Raw genomic sequence first — 14,420 nt, 5'->3', positions numbered from 1 at the left:
GGGGTGTTTCTAAGACCGGGCGGTACTTCGCCGAAGTGAAAAAGTCTTCCCCACGCCCGTGGGGGTGTTTCCCCGGAAGGCTTCCCCGACCGTAGAATTACGGGGTCTTCCCCACGCCCGTGGGGGTGTTTCTCCGACCTACTATATATAACCTTTTCGCTTTTTGTCTTCCCCACGCCCGTGGGGGTGTTTCCCGTGGAGTTACGGGTTACCTCGGTCGAAAACAGTCTTCCCCACGCCCGTGGGGGTGTTTCCATCAGCCGATGCGAGGATGCCTGCATTGGGTAGTCTTCCCCACGCCCGTGGGGGTGTTTCTACCGTGAGAAAGATTTTGTTGTCGGCACCACAGTCTTCCCCACGCCCGTGGGGGTGTTTCCGCCATGATGATCTATAGGTACAGAGACGGGGAGTCTTCCCCACGCCCGTGGGGGTGTTTCTAAGACCGTGAAGTACTTCCTAGAAATTAGAAAGTCTTCCCCACGCCCGTGGGGGTGTTTCCGGAGGACTCTCCGCTTCTCAAGAAAACCCGAAGTCTTCCCCACGCCCGTGGGGGTGTTTCTTTTTTCAACAACTTGTTTAACATCCTCGATAAGTCTTCCCCACGCCCGTGGGGGTGTTTCTCATATCAGCTTCCTTTAAGAGAGGGGAAGCGGGTCTTCCCCACGCCCGTGGGGGTGTTTCTTACCCAGCCGCACCAACCGTAAAACCCGATAAGTCTTCCCCACGCCCGTGGGGGTGTTTCCTGATCGATTCTGTAGGCCACGGCGGCCGAAAGGTCTTCCCCACGCCCGTGGGGGTGTTTCCGTTTGTCCTTGATAGTTGTACCGGCATCGACAGTCTTCCCCACGCCCGTGGGGGTGTTTCTGTTTTCTGCTCCCTGTACAGGTGTGGCGGCAAGTCTTCCCCACGCCCGTGGGGGTGTTTCCCGTTTAACCTGGTGCCCGTAGGTAATGAGCAAGTCTTCCCCACGCCCGTGGGGGTGTTTCCTAAAAAAAGCACTTGTAGCGATCAAACTGCACGTCTTCCCCACGCCCGTGGGGGTGTTTCCGAGACGACGTCATCCGATGTAAGGAGAATATTGTCTTCCCCACGCCCGTGGGGGTGTTTCCGAGGTATCACAACAGTATCGGCCATCGACGGGGTCTTCCCCACGCCCGTGGGGGTGTTTCCATCGCATATTTGTTGTTGGAAAACGAGAATTTGTCTTCCCCACGCCCGTGGGGGTGTTTCTAACGCCACTACCGTTATCAGTTTCGGTGCACAGTCTTCCCCACGCCCGTGGGGGTGTTTCCATTTTTTCCGTGGTCAGATTTGCTTTGCTACGGTCTTCCCCACGCCCGTGGGGGTGTTTCTGTATCGCCTACCTCGGTTTTCTCCATCTGGTTGTCTTCCCCACGCCCGTGGGGGTGTTTCTTCCCCGTCAAGAACTTTAACCACGGCCCGACCGTCTTCCCCACGCCCGTGGGGGTGTTTCCGAAAAACTATCATCGGGGAAGTGGGGACCAATGTCTTCCCCACGCCCGTGGGGGTGTTTCCTGTTTGGCGGCAACTTTTCTGATCTGGCTGGTGTCTTCCCCACGCCCGTGGGGGTGTTTCCCTGACGCATCGGACCCGCTCCCGGCCCAGTCGGTCTTCCCCACGCCCGTGGGGGTGTTTCTTCACCACTGGTTATAATAGCTCCGGAATGGTCGTCTTCCCCACGCCCGTGGGGGTGTTTCTTACCCTTCCCGCTTCCCTAGGCTCGTTCTAAGGTCTTCCCCACGCCCGTGGGGGTGTTTCTCGGGAATCCATGCACGCAGTGATTGAGATGAGGTCTTCCCCACGCCCGTGGGGGTGTTTCTCCGACAATCTATATATACCCCTTTCGTTTTTTGTCTTCCCCACGCCCGTGGGGGTGTTTCCTATTGCTGGCGGGAAAACCGGGAAGGTCGTCCGTCTTCCCCACGCCCGTGGGGGTGTTTCCGTGGGCGGTGGCGTTCTCGGCGATGACGGGCGGTCTTCCCCACGTCAGGGTTTGACCGCGGCCCCCTGCGACAACGCCTGGGAGGCGGCGTTCCCGTCTGCCCTGCCTGTCCCGAGCCTGTCGAGGGGAGCAAACGTAAGTGCGTCGAAGGGCGGCCCTCCGCGTTAAAGCTTTGACCGAGATCGCTTCCGACTTCGCTCTTCGAGCTACGACGGACAAGTCGCCCGGGTATCAGCTCGCGATGACCCCTCGACGGGCTCGGGGCAGGCAACCCCCGGATTCCGGATAACCGCGCCCTGGCGTCGCTTTCCGGAATGACGGTCCTGAAAAATCTTACGATCCTGGATTCCGGATAATCACGCGAAGGCGTGATTTCCGGAATGACGGAACGGGGTTGTTCGGGCCTGTCCTTTCCCCCTTTCTCCTTACCCCCACCCACCCCGCGTTAACCCTGTGTTACCCTGGAAGTCCGTGGTTCCAGAGTCCACCGGCAAGACGGGACCACTTCATGGATCGCGGCTCTTGTTCCAGACACAAAATTCCATCGTCCGTGAATTTTGTGTTTCCGGGGCAGAGATGCCCCGGCCCCATTGAAGACACGGAATCGCTGTTGATCACCTCATGCGATTCCGTGTTTAGTTACTAAAATTCATTAAAATTGTATTGGGTAATTGTTTTTCATGAATTAGAATCATTTTTCATGATGAGTGACACCAAGAACATTATTTCAAAGCCCGTAACCGTTTTTCACGATCGGCGGCTCCCTGAACGTGCCGAGCCGGTCGGCTATGCGGCCCTTATAGACAGCTGTGGGCTTGTGGTACCGCTGCCTCGACGTCTGTGCGCCATAGGCGCGCGACACAAAATTTATGAAGAGAACGGCTGGCGAATCTTCACTCCGAGGTACCGTCCCGAACCGACCCTCGATGGGCACCTGACCTTCGCCCTCAAATATGAGGGTCTGGATCTGGCGGTCCTTAAACGGGTTTTTGGAGCCGTCGGGGAACGGGCCGTCGAAACCCTTGTGCGGGCCAGGCCCACCGGCGGTTATTCCCGGCGCATCTGGTTCCTGTATGAGTGGCTGACCGGTGCGCGTCTCGACCTTCCCGATGCCCGAAAAGGAACCTACGCCCTGGTTGTTGACCCGGAAAAGCAATGGGCTGTCACGGGTGAGACCTCGTCGCGTCACCGCGTAAAAAATAATCTGCCGGGTACGCCTGCATTCTGCCCGATGATCGAGCGCACAAGATCACTGGACGACTTTGTGGGGATGAACCTCACTGAGCGCGCGCGCCGGGTGGTCGCGGATGTGCCGAAAGACCTGGTTGCCCGCGCCGCCGCTTTCCTGCTGATCAAGGATTCCAGGTCGAGTTATGCCATAGAGGGCGAACGCGCGCCCCAGAGCCGCATCCATCGCTGGGGCCGGGTTATCGGCCAGGCGGGGACGCAGCCCCTCGATGAAGACGAATTCCTGCGCCTGCAGGGCATCGTCATCGGCGATGGGCGTTTCGTCAGGATCGGCTGGCGGGCCGATGGGGGTTTTGTCGGTGAACATGACAGGGAAACACGCGCACCACTTCCCGTCCATATCAGCGCCAGCCCCAGGGACCTGCCCGGTCTCATCGAAGGGCTGATCGACTTTGACAGGGGGGCGGCGCGCGAACTCGATCCGGTGCTCGCCGCGGCTGTGCTGGCCTTTGGCTTCGTTTATATTCACCCCTTTGTGGATGGGAACGGACGAATACACCGCTATCTGATCCATCACATTCTCGCTCAGCGCGGTTTCAACCCCCCAGGTGTTGTGTTTCCCGTCTCGGCGGCCATCCTGGAACGGGTCGATGAGTACCGCCAGGTTCTGGAAAGCTATTCGGCGCGCCTGGTTCCGCTGATCCAGTGGAGGGCCACGCCTGAAAACAATATTGAGGTTTTGAATGAAACGGCCGACTTCTACCGCTATTTCGACGCGACGGCCCATGCTGAATTCCTGTTCTCCTGCGTTGCGCGGACCATCGAAGTCGATCTCCCGAATGAAACGGGTTTCCTGCGCCGTTATGACCTGTTCAGAAAACGCGTCGAGGAGATGATCGATATGCCGGGGGGCACTGTCGATCTCCTTTTCCGCTTTATCAGGCAGAATGACGGAAAGCTGTCGGGGCAGGCCCGGGAGAAGGAGTTCGTGGCGCTAACCGATGAAGAGGCGGCACAGATCGAGGAGATCTATCGCCGGACCCAGGAGGAATAGTATGAGAAGGCGGGAACTGAGTGCCGGAGTATGAATTTTAGCATAAGCATGTCATTCAGTCGGAAATGGTAATATTTTACGGCACCATAACTCCAGGAAAGATGGTGACCTGAACCTCATGAAACTGGTACCTGAAAAACCAAAAACCAAACCGACATGGACTGACCTCAAAAAATGCCTGGCCGGGCTTGATCGGGCCGGCCTGTTGGGGTTGATCCAGGACCTTTATAAGGCTGATGAGAACAATAAGATTTTTCTGAACACCCGCTTCGGCCTTGGCGATGACCAATTGGAGCCATACAAAAAACATTTCACGGTGGGAGAGTCCTGATGTGACCAGGTTTCAGTTTTTCTCCGTGACCTCCGTGGCTCCAGTGAGTCACATTCCTACGGTGAGTGACGAACGGGTGGTGAAGCAGCATCGCCTGTATAGGAACCGGGATTGCTTCGGCTCGTTCATCGGCCTCGCAATGACATGCGGTCTATTCTGCGTACTGCGTTCCGCTCTAAACACCTCGACACCGCGTTACTTCGATACTTCGTTACGGCTCTCTCCTTGCCCAAGGCGTATGAATTCTGTATTCTTACCAACCAGTACCCAGTACCCGGATAAAAACCAAGGTCAAGTACACACACATTCTTTTCAAGGGGCAGGAGAATGGTTAAGATGCAAGGCCGTCACGTCGCTGGCGTGATCGAGGATTGCCGATCCCGCCTGCGGCGGGATTATCGTGCGCCGCATAAACCATTACCAGGAGTTTAAATGCGCTATTCCCGATATTTCCTACCAACATTACGCGAAGTTCCCGCCGACGCAGAGGTTACCAGCCACCAACTGATGCTCAGGGCGGGCATGGTCCGGCGCATAGCTGCCGGGATATATGACATCCTCCCCATGGGCCTGCGGGTGATCCGCAAGGTGGAAAATATCATCAGGGAGGAGATGAACAGGGCCGGAGCCCACGAACTGTTCATGCCCAGCATCCTTCCTGCCGAGCTCTGGCAGGAGACGGGGCGCTGGGACTTTTACGGCAAGGAGCTGCTGCGGATCCGTGACCGCCACGGGAGAGAATTCTGCTACGGTCCAACACACGAGGAAATTTTCACTGATCTGGTGCGCAGAGACATCCGTTCCTACAGGCAGCTCCCCCAGAACCTTTACCAGATCCAGACCAAGTTCAGGGATGAAGTGCGGCCCCGTTTCGGTCTCATGCGGGGGCGTGAATTCTCCATGAAGGACGCCTACTCCTTTGACCGTGACAGGACCGGAGCTGAAGAGAGTTACCGGGTCATGCGGGAGGCCTACACCGCTATTTTCAAAAGGTGCGGTTTGAACTTCCGGGCGGTGGAGGCTGATTCGGGCAAGATCGGGGGCAGCCTCTCCCAGGAGTTCATGGTGCTGGCCGAAACGGGTGAGGACAGTGTGGTCAGCTGCGATGGGTGTGATTATGCGGCCAACCTGGAGATGGCCCAAGTCAAAGGGGAGGTATCAGGGAACTTTGCTGACAGCGGCCAGGTTCCGGAGAAGGTTGATACTCCCGGACAAAAGACGGTCCAGGAGGTCACGGATTTTCTCGGTATTTCACCAATTAACCTGGTCAAAACGATAATCATGAGTGGGGACAATGGTGCGGTAGGAGTCCTGGTCAGGGGGGACCATGAGGTTAATCCTGTCAAGGTTCGCCGCCTTGTGGACGACGAGACCCTGGAATTGGCCGAACCTGAGCTTGTTCAAAAGGTGACCGGAGCCCCCGTAGGGTTTGCCGGGCCTCTGGAACTGAACATCCCCCTTTACGCAGACAACGCTGTCTCCCATATGTCCGGCTTTGTCACCGGCGGCAACGCTGCGGATGTACATATGAAAGGTGTGGACCTGTCAGACTTTACCGTCAAGGCTTTCGATGATCTGCGTGAGGCTGTGCAGGGAGACCCGTGCCCTCGCTGCGGCGGTTCTCTCACCTTTTTACGCGGTATTGAGGTGGGTCATATTTTCTATCTGGGCACCAAATACAGCGAGGCCATGAAAGCTCACTATCTGGACGAGAGTGGAGCGGAGCAGGTCATCGAAATGGGCTGCTACGGCATCGGCGTGGGGCGGACGGCTGCTGCTGCCATCGAGCAGAACCACGACGACAAGGGGATCATATGGCCCGTGCCCATTGCTCCTTTTACGGTTGCTCTTCTATCACTGGATCCCGGCAAGGAGGAGGTCCACGCAGTGGCCGAAAAGATCTACGACGATCTGATCCAGATGGGTGTAGAGGTCCTGTTCGATGAACGTGAGGAACGGCCGGGAGTCAAGTTCAACGATGCCGACCTGCTCGGCCTACCTCTCCGGGTGACCGTGGGAGGCCGCGGCGTCAAGGAAGGCGTGGCAGAATTGAAGGAACGGGCGACGGGCGAGGAACGGAAAGTTCCGATTGAAAAAGTGGCCGATATTGTTAAGGAAATGATCGATGCCCGTTCCTGAGCGTAGAGTGTAGGGTGTAAAGTGCAGAGAAACTGAATCCAGAATCCAGTAGCCGGAATCCAGGAGAAAATCTATCGGCTACAGGGATTTTTAACTCGAAACCCGGAACTTGAAACCTGAAACCGCCGGCATGTGAGGCCGGCGCCCCCTGTCAGGCTCCCCCTGTCAAGGCGCCCCCTGTCAACGCCCCCTTGCCAATACCCGCCAGTTGTGTTAACTAGTGAGGGATTCTTTCTTAATAGTTGTACGGGAAAGAGCGGGCGTTGCCGCTCTTTTGTGCTTTCTGGGCGAAGAACTGGATATATGGACACGCGGCACATAATCGAGAGGATCCATGAGATCCTTGCCCCTGTTTTGGACCAGCGCGGTCTGGAACTTGTAGATGTCACCCTTCGAGTGGAGGGTGGCCACTGGATCCTGCGTGTGACCATTGATCGCGAAGGTGGAGTCCAGGTTCACCACTGCACTGCGGTGAGCCGCGAACTGAACGTTCACATGGATGTTGAGGACCTGATCCCGGTCAAGTATTTTCTCGAGGTTTCCTCTCCAGGTCTTGACAGGCCGCTCAAGGATGAGGGCGATTTTGAGCGCTTTACCGGACGCTTGGTAAAGATCAAGACTCACCGTTCTGTGGCCGGAAGAAAGAAGATCAGCGGTACCATCGATGGTGTCGTGGACGGTGTCCTTCATGTTCTCCTTGAGGATGATATACGACTGGAAGTGCCTTTGGAGGATATCTCCTCGGCAAGACTGGACTATAAATTTTAGAGGCAGAACACAGCACGCAGCACGCAGAATGCAGAATGTTGAATGTAGAATACAGAAGAAATCTGTAAAGGCATAACGCTTTTGCTGATTACCGATAACTGATCACTGATCACGGAATTTAGAGGAATAAGAACATGAGCGGGAATCAGGAACTGTTGATGGTCTTCGCCCAGCTTGAAAGGGAAAAGGGGATCAATCAAGGCGCCCTGGTGGAAGCCATCGAGGCGGCACTTGTAACAGCCGCCAAAAAGGTTTACGGGTCCGGGACCGATATCTATGCAAAGCTTGACCAGGATACCGGCAGCATTGAGATCTACCAGCGCAAAAAGGTGACCCTGCGGGTGGAAGACGAAGCTATGGAGATCTCTCTCCTTCAGGCACGGCAGCTGGATCCGGAGGTCATGCCCGGTGATGAGGTGGAGATAGAGATAGACGCCAATGAGTTCGGTCGTATCGCAGCCCAGACAGCCAAACAGGTCATCGTTCAGAAGCTTCGTGAGGCCGAAAGGGAGATGGTTTACAATACCTATTCCACCCGTGTGGGCGAGGTCATCAACGGGATCGTGCACGGTTTCAGCCGCGGAGCCATCATTGTGGACCTGGGAAAAACGGAGGCCGAACTTCCTCCGAAGGAGCAGGTGCCGAGAGAACGCTACAAACAGGGTGATCGGATAAAGGCCTATATTCTTGATGTTAAGCAGAATGCCAAGGGCCCGCAGGTCATTTTGTCACGCACAGATATTGATTTCCTCATGAAACTGTTTGAACTTGAGGTTCCGGAGATAGCAGAAAAGCTTGTGGAGATACGCAGCGCTGCCAGGGAGCCGGGCGGACGTTCCAAGATCGCGGTGGTCAGCCACGATCCCAACGTGGACCCGGTTGGTGCTTGTGTTGGGGTCAAGGGGTCTCGTGTCCAGGCTGTCGTCAACGAGCTGAGGGGCGAACGCATTGACATTATCCCCTGGCTCCTGGACCCGGCGCTTTTCGTGAGCAACTCCTTGAGTCCGGCCCAGGTCACTCGTGTGATCATCAACGAGACGGAAAAATCCATGGAAGTTATCGTTGCTGATGAGGAGCTGTCTCTTGCCATCGGGAAAAACGGCCAGAATGTGCGTCTTGCGGCAAGGTTGACCGGGTGGAATATTACCATCAAGAGCGAGTCCCAGTCCGAGGAAGAAAAATCAGCCGCAGATACATCAAAAGTGAAGCCGGTTGAAGAGGAGGGGACGCCGGGTATTCTGGATGGTTTCTCCGAGAAGATATCCGCGGCTCTTGTTGAGGCAGGTCTTGACAACCACCAGGCCATAATTGCTGCCTCCGACAAGGATCTGCTCAATATACCCGGTTTGGGGCCCAAGACGGTGGAGAAGCTCCGGGAACTGGCAAAAGAGGCCGGTGAGGAGTAGGAAGTGTCTCCCAGATCCAGGCCTGTGAGGATTTGTACCGGGTGCGGTGAAAGGAAGGAAAAGACGGAGATGGTGCGCATAGTGGCCGATCCGTCAGGGCTTCTGATCCCGGATCTGAAGAACAACCTGCCTTCCAGAGGGGCCTATGTGTGTCCCGACGCAGTGTGTATCGGCAAAGCATCAGCAGGGAGGCTCCGCGCTTCCCTCAAGGCGGGGAAAGGTTCAGGGGCAGGGTCGGAAGGGCTTCAGGAAGCAGTGGCTGCCGGTTATCGGCGGCGGATAATCTCTCTCCTGGGGCAGGCAAAAAAGAGCGGAAGGTATATTTCCGGGACGAACCTGGTAGAGGGAGAGCTCAGGAGAGGAGCTCAGGGTAACTGGCTGGCGATCCTGGCCCGGGATGTATCAGAAGATATATCGGAAAAGATGTTGAGAAGTCTGGAATCTGCATCAGTTCCCTTCCGAGTCTTTCTTGGCAAGGATGAACTGGGAGCGATTCTGGGCAAAAGCCCGCGAAGTGTAGTGCTTTTAAAGGATGCGGGGATAGCTGGGGCCATCGAGGAATCTCTGGACCGCTACTTAAAGGTCTTGGATAAGGGAGGTTTGGATCAATGATAACGGTTCGGGTAGATGAGCTTGCCCAGGAGATAGGGATTAGTCCGGATGAGCTCTTCTTGCAGCTGAAATCCATGGGCTTTGACGTGGTCAATGTCACGAGCAGCGTGGAGCGCAGCCTGGTGGATATGGTCAAGGATATGCTCACCGGTGGAACTCCCAGAGAGAGAGAAGAGAGCACCGGGAGAAGGATCGTTTCTGTCCGCAAGGGCGAATCAGAACGTGAGGTAGAGGTTCGTATGGAAGAGTTTTTCGGAGAGGCCGAAGTTGAGGGACTTTCCGAAGGACCTTCCCAAGAACCTGCCGAAGAGCCTGCCGAAGAACCTGCCGAAGAACCTGCAGAGGATCTGGAGCCTGAGGCTGAGAGCCCGGAGGATGTGTCTGCTGAAGGGGATGGGGTTCGGGTTGATGAAAAAGAACCTGAATCGGCGGCCGGGGAAGTGGTTGCCGGGGATGTCTCCGAGAAACTACTCGAAGTTGCTGCCAACAAGGCTGAAAAGAAGAAAAAACAGGTCCCTCTTACCACCCTGGCTATCGAAAGGGATCTCATGACTGTAGGTACCGGGATACCCACGGCAAAAGTGATCCGGCAGGCTGAGCCTGCCAAACCTTCTAAAGCATCGCCAGAAACTCCGGCAGTGACTGATGTCACCGACAAGAAGGTAAAGGTCAAAAAAATCCTTGTCGCTGAAGAGGAAATACCCAAAAAGGGCGCCGCAAAGAAAGGCCGCAAGTCGACCATCAAGGATATCATCGTTGAGGAAGATGAATTTGATGATCTGATTGATGATCTGACTGATGATCTGGCTGGTGATGAGAAAACGGCGATGGAGGAACCGACCCTGAAAGTGGTAGAGATAAAACATTCCACTTCACCCAAGCCTGCAAGGCGCAAGGAGCAGCCCAGACGGAGACCGAGAAAATCCAAGAAAAGGGATGATACTCCTGAGGAGGAAACGGCTTTGGAAGCGCCAAATTTAATTCCCAGGAGCATTCGTATTACCGCAGGACTTACGGTCAGTGACCTTGCTGGGCTGACAGGCACCAAGGCTTCTGAGATCATCAAGATTCTTTTCCAGCTGGGCATTATGGCCACGATCAATCAGACACTGGAACCCCAAACTGCGGGTCTTGTGGTGAGCGAACTTGGTTTCGAGGTTGATGTCCAGGCCCACTCCATCGATGACCTGTTGAAGGATGAGCCTGACACCCTTGAGAACTTGCTGCCGCGCCCCCCTGTTGTCACTGTTATGGGACACGTTGACCATGGCAAGACCTCCCTCCTGGATGCTGTGAGGGAGACGGATGTCGTATCCAGTGAGGCTGGAGGTATTACCCAGCACATTGGTGCCCACCTTGTTCATCACAGCAAGGGCAGCCTGGTATTTCTCGACACACCTGGTCACGAGGCGTTCACTGCCATGCGATCCAGGGGAGCCGGCGTGACCGATATCGTTGTCCTGGTTGTCGCTGCGGACGATGGGGTCAAACCCCAGACCAAAGAGGCTATTGACCACGCCAGGGCGGCTGGAGTCCCGATCCTGGTGGCTATCAACAAAATTGACAAGCCGGAGGCTGATCCCGAGCGTGTTATGCGCGAGTTGTCCGACAATGGTGTCGTGTCGGAAGCGTGGGGGGGTGATTGCCTGTTCGCCAACGTTTCGGCAAAACAGCGCACCGGGATCGATGAACTCCTGGACCTTATCCTTCTTCAGGCGGAGATGCTGGAGCTTAGGGCCGATCCTGCCCGTGAAGCGAGAGGTACGGTCATAGAGTCCAAACTGGACAAAGGCCGGGGACCGGTTGCCACCATGCTTGTTCAAAAGGGTACACTGAGGCCCGGTGACCTCATGGTCGCGGGTTCAGTCATAGGGCGTGTCCGCGCATTGGTTGATGACAGAGGCAAGAAGCTTGCAGATGCTGGCCCGTCGACCCCGGTGGAGGTTCTGGGGCTAAGCAGTGTACCTATTGCAGGTGATCCTTTTGTGGTCTTTACGGATGAACTCAAGGCCAAAAGAGTGGCCCAGATGAGAGAAAGAGCTGTCAGGGAGATAAAGACAAGCCATAAGAAGATCACCCTGGAGGATCTTTTCCACCAGATACAGGAAGGCGAGGTCAAGGACCTGGGTGTTGTTCTCAAGGCGGACGTCCAGGGATCGGTGGAAGCAATACGGGACGCTTTGATCAAACAGGCCACCGATGAGGTCAGGGTCAAGGTTCTCCACGAAGGAACAGGAGGCATCAACGAGGGCGATGTCATGCTTGCTTCCGCATCCAACGCGATCATCATCGGTTTTAACGTGCGCCCGGGCAACAAGGCTCTGGAAATCGTGCGTCGGGAACAGGTCGATGTGCGTTTTTACAACGTCATTTACGATGTGGTCAGGGATATCCGTGATGCTCTCAAGGGTCTTCTTTCACCGGTATTTACAGAAGAGGTACTGGGACGAGCCGAGATCCGTGAAACCTTTCAGGTTCCCAAAGTGGGCACCATAGCCGGTTGTTATGTTGTTGACGGCTTTATCAAAAGAAGCGCCCAGGTGAGGGTGATCAGGGACGGGGTAGTCATCCATGATGGGAAGATTGACTCTCTGAGACGGTTTAAAGATGACGCTCGGGAGGTCGCCTCTGGCTATGAATGCGGTATCGGTCTCGAGAATTATAATGATGTCAAACCGGGCGACATCATTGAGAACTATATGATGATCGAACATGAGGCTGAGCTGTAGGAGGGTCGCGAAAGTCCTTGCGGGACTTTCGCTCTACGGAAACCCAAAAGCGTGGTTTTGGGTTTCCTCACGGATCAATGACATGTTTTTCGGTCACTGATCCGGGCGCCATTCCCAGGCGCGGCTGATTAATAAACCGGGCGCCCCACGCGGGGCGCGTTGATGACTTTTTATGAAATCCAGCAGCGAGTCGAGAAAGTCTGACACGCTGTTGGACATAGGGAAGGTTCTGCCAGTGGTCATCGGAGTTCTCCGGATTACCCTCTTTCTATCAGAGAGCGGTTCGCTGAAGGAGAAACGAAGGATCCTGAGAAGTATCAAGGATCGCCTTCGCTCCCAGTTCAATGTTTCTGTGGCCGAGGTGGACTACCAGGATCTCTGGCAGAAGGCAGAATTGGCCATCGCCCTTGCGGCAACGGACAGGGTGTACGCTGACAAGGTGCTCCAGACGATATTGGGCAAAGTGGAATCCTGGCGACTGGCGGAAGTTATTGATGTGCAGGTGGAAATTATATAGGAGAGAATAGTGAAAAGTGAACTGTGAACAGAAGGGTCAATGAAAAACCCTTCACGATTCACTCTTCACCGTTCACTGAAAAACCATGACCCGAACCTTCGATTACAAAAGAGCCGATAGAGTCAGTGAACTTTTAAAGCACGAACTGTCGGAGATCATCCGCAAAGAGGCCAAGGATCCGGGTATCGGGGAAGTAACGATCACGAGGATCAAGGTAAGCGATGATATCAGGTCGGCCATGGTGTATTTCGGGGTCCTGGACAGGACCACCGAGGTCCAGCAGGTGGAGGAAGGTTTGCAGCGGGCCAGCAGTTACATGCAGCGCCTGCTGGGTAAACGTTTGCGGCTCAGACATATTCCCAAGCTAACTTTCGTTTTTGACCGAAACCTCGATTATAGTTTCAAGATCTCGAAGATCCTCAGTGAGATCAATGAAGAGGGTGGCTGATCTGGCTCGGATGAGGGTAAAAAAGGAAGATCAGGGATCAGGGGCTCAGGGCATCCTGATCGTTGACAAACCCGAAGGACTCACCTCCCACGATGTGGTTCAGAAGGTCAGACGGGCATATGGCCTCCGCCAGGTGGGACATGCGGGGACTCTGGATCCCATCGCTTCAGGCGTCCTTGTCGTGCTGGTGGGTTCAGCGACTCGCATTGCACAGTATCTACAGGAGGATGACAAGGAATACCATCTGGTTCTGAAACTGGGACTTGAGACCGACACCCAGGATATCACCGGTCAGACCCTCAATGAAGCTGATCCGTCCGGTATCACTGAAAAAGGCCTGAATGCGGCCGTGGATCGTTATCGGGGCACTTTTTCCCAGATTCCTCCCTCTTTTTCAGCGGTGAAGCAGGCAGGACAGCCGCTATACAAGCTTGCCCGGAAGGGTATCCGGGTCCAGGCTGATCCCCGGGATGTCACCATCTACAGTGTGGAAGTATCGGATGTGGACCTGCCTCATGTGTCCATGAAGGTCGTTTGTTCAAAAGGTACCTACATGAGGACCCTTTGCCACGACATAGGCCGTGAACTGGGTGTTGGGGGATGCATGGAGTCGCTCATCAGAGTGCGAAGCGGGCAGTTTCCCCTGGAGGAAGCCATCGACCTTGATAAGGTTGTAAACGATCCCTCACCGCAGCAATGGCTCAGGCAGGCCGCTGACGGTCTTGGTTTTCCTGTGACTGAGCCCGGTGATGAGGATCTGATGAGACTTGTGTCCGGGACCCGTATCCGCTGCGATGACTGCAGCCGGGAGGGGTTGGTTTCGGTGACCAGAAGGGGCCATCTGATCGCCCTGGCCGAAGCCATGAAAACAGAAGGAACGGTCATGCTCTCCCCACGCAGAGTCCTTGAGCCTGACCTCAAAGAACTTTTCAAACAAATGGATAAGTGATATATTTTTCTCTTTAGGAAGGAGGAAGAACCATGCCGCTCAGCATTGAATCTAAGCGGGAGATCATCGACGGAAACAGGCTGCACGACAGCGATACAGGGTCATCTGAAGTTCAGATAGCTCTTTTGTCGAAGCGAATCGAGGAACTTACCGAACACTTCAAGGTCCACAGCAAGGACCATCATTCCCGTGTCGGTCTTTTGAGACTCGTTGGCCGTCGTCGCCGTTTGCTCAACTATCTTAGAACGACCGATATCGAGAGATATCGCGCTATCGTCAAGAAGCTGGGTCTCCGCAGATAGTCTCCGAATATACC

The 14,420-nt window shown here is 55.2% G+C and carries 11 protein-coding genes and 1 CRISPR repeat array; all 11 genes read left to right on the top strand.

What is annotated here, in order from left to right:
* Positions 1 to 43: 43 nt before the first annotated feature.
* Positions 44 to 2,023: a CRISPR direct-repeat array (repeat unit 28 nt; unit sequence GTCTTCCCCACGCCCGTGGGGGTGTTTC).
* A gap of 643 nt (positions 2,024 to 2,666) precedes the next feature.
* The gene (locus P1S59_01390; GenBank protein ID MDF1524910.1) at positions 2,667 to 4,205 is read left to right on the top strand and encodes a Fic family protein; all 1,539 of its coding nucleotides are present in this window, start codon (positions 2,667 to 2,669) and stop codon (positions 4,203 to 4,205) included.
* A 118-nt stretch (positions 4,206 to 4,323) separates the two neighbouring features.
* A complete protein-coding gene (locus P1S59_01385) occupies positions 4,324 to 4,536 on the top strand; it encodes a hypothetical protein (GenBank protein ID MDF1524909.1) in 213 nt (70 codons plus the stop codon).
* A 432-nt stretch (positions 4,537 to 4,968) separates the two neighbouring features.
* Positions 4,969 to 6,675, top strand: coding sequence for a proline--tRNA ligase (locus P1S59_01380; protein MDF1524908.1), 1,707 nt, complete (start codon positions 4,969 to 4,971; stop codon positions 6,673 to 6,675).
* 303 nt (positions 6,676 to 6,978) lie between these two features.
* Positions 6,979 to 7,443, top strand: coding sequence for a ribosome maturation factor RimP (locus P1S59_01375; GenBank protein ID MDF1524907.1), 465 nt, complete (start codon positions 6,979 to 6,981; stop codon positions 7,441 to 7,443).
* 134 nt (positions 7,444 to 7,577) lie between these two features.
* The gene (gene nusA / locus P1S59_01370; protein ID MDF1524906.1) at positions 7,578 to 8,849 is read left to right on the top strand and encodes a transcription termination factor NusA; all 1,272 of its coding nucleotides are present in this window, start codon (positions 7,578 to 7,580) and stop codon (positions 8,847 to 8,849) included.
* Positions 8,850 to 8,852: 3 nt separating this feature from the next.
* Complete coding sequence (locus P1S59_01365; GenBank protein ID MDF1524905.1) at positions 8,853 to 9,461, top strand: DUF448 domain-containing protein; 609 nt, start codon at positions 8,853 to 8,855, stop codon at positions 9,459 to 9,461.
* On the top strand, positions 9,458 to 12,190 hold the full coding sequence (gene infB / locus P1S59_01360; protein ID MDF1524904.1) for a translation initiation factor IF-2: 2,733 nt from the start codon (positions 9,458 to 9,460) through the stop codon (positions 12,188 to 12,190). The genes P1S59_01365 and infB overlap by 4 nt, the downstream gene beginning before the upstream one ends.
* Before the next feature lie 172 nt (positions 12,191 to 12,362).
* Positions 12,363 to 12,707, top strand: coding sequence for a DUF503 domain-containing protein (locus P1S59_01355; GenBank protein MDF1524903.1), 345 nt, complete (start codon positions 12,363 to 12,365; stop codon positions 12,705 to 12,707).
* 85 nt (positions 12,708 to 12,792) lie between these two features.
* A complete protein-coding gene (gene rbfA / locus P1S59_01350; GenBank protein ID MDF1524902.1) occupies positions 12,793 to 13,155 on the top strand; it encodes a 30S ribosome-binding factor RbfA in 363 nt (120 codons plus the stop codon).
* Positions 13,139 to 14,104 (top strand): tRNA pseudouridine(55) synthase TruB, encoded by a 966-nt coding sequence (gene truB / locus P1S59_01345; protein MDF1524901.1) that lies wholly within the window; start codon positions 13,139 to 13,141, stop codon positions 14,102 to 14,104. Before rbfA ends, truB begins: the two co-directional genes overlap by 17 nt.
* 32 nt (positions 14,105 to 14,136) lie before the next feature.
* The gene (gene rpsO, locus P1S59_01340) at positions 14,137 to 14,406 is read left to right on the top strand and encodes a 30S ribosomal protein S15 (GenBank protein MDF1524900.1); all 270 of its coding nucleotides are present in this window, start codon (positions 14,137 to 14,139) and stop codon (positions 14,404 to 14,406) included.
* The last annotated feature ends 14 nt before the right edge of the window (positions 14,407 to 14,420 follow it).

Source organism: bacterium (genome assembly GCA_029210965.1).
In the GTDB taxonomy this organism is placed as follows: Bacteria; BMS3Abin14; BMS3Abin14; order BMS3Abin14; family BMS3Abin14; genus JALHUC01.
The sequence above is the reverse complement of the archived record's forward strand: the minus strand, read 5'-3'. Positions and strand labels throughout refer to the sequence as shown.

What these genes read in the sequence shown, in the direction of transcription:
- P1S59_01390 (MDF1524910.1), top strand. Translation starts at nt 2,667, where the DNA reads ATGAGTGACACCAAGAACATTATTTCAAAGCCCGTAACCGTTTTTCAC.
- P1S59_01385 (MDF1524909.1), top strand. Translation starts at nt 4,324, where the DNA reads ATGAAACTGGTACCTGAAAAACCAAAAACCAAACCGACATGGACTGAC.
- P1S59_01380 (MDF1524908.1), top strand. Translation starts at nt 4,969, where the DNA reads ATGCGCTATTCCCGATATTTCCTACCAACATTACGCGAAGTTCCCGCC.
- P1S59_01375 (MDF1524907.1), top strand. Translation starts at nt 6,979, where the DNA reads ATGGACACGCGGCACATAATCGAGAGGATCCATGAGATCCTTGCCCCT.
- nusA (MDF1524906.1), top strand. Translation starts at nt 7,578, where the DNA reads ATGAGCGGGAATCAGGAACTGTTGATGGTCTTCGCCCAGCTTGAAAGG.
- infB (MDF1524904.1), top strand. Translation starts at nt 9,458, where the DNA reads ATGATAACGGTTCGGGTAGATGAGCTTGCCCAGGAGATAGGGATTAGT.
- P1S59_01355 (MDF1524903.1), top strand. Translation starts at nt 12,363, where the DNA reads ATGAAATCCAGCAGCGAGTCGAGAAAGTCTGACACGCTGTTGGACATA.
- rbfA (MDF1524902.1), top strand. Translation starts at nt 12,793, where the DNA reads ATGACCCGAACCTTCGATTACAAAAGAGCCGATAGAGTCAGTGAACTT.
- truB (MDF1524901.1), top strand. Translation starts at nt 13,139, where the DNA reads ATGAAGAGGGTGGCTGATCTGGCTCGGATGAGGGTAAAAAAGGAAGAT.
- rpsO (MDF1524900.1), top strand. Translation starts at nt 14,137, where the DNA reads ATGCCGCTCAGCATTGAATCTAAGCGGGAGATCATCGACGGAAACAGG.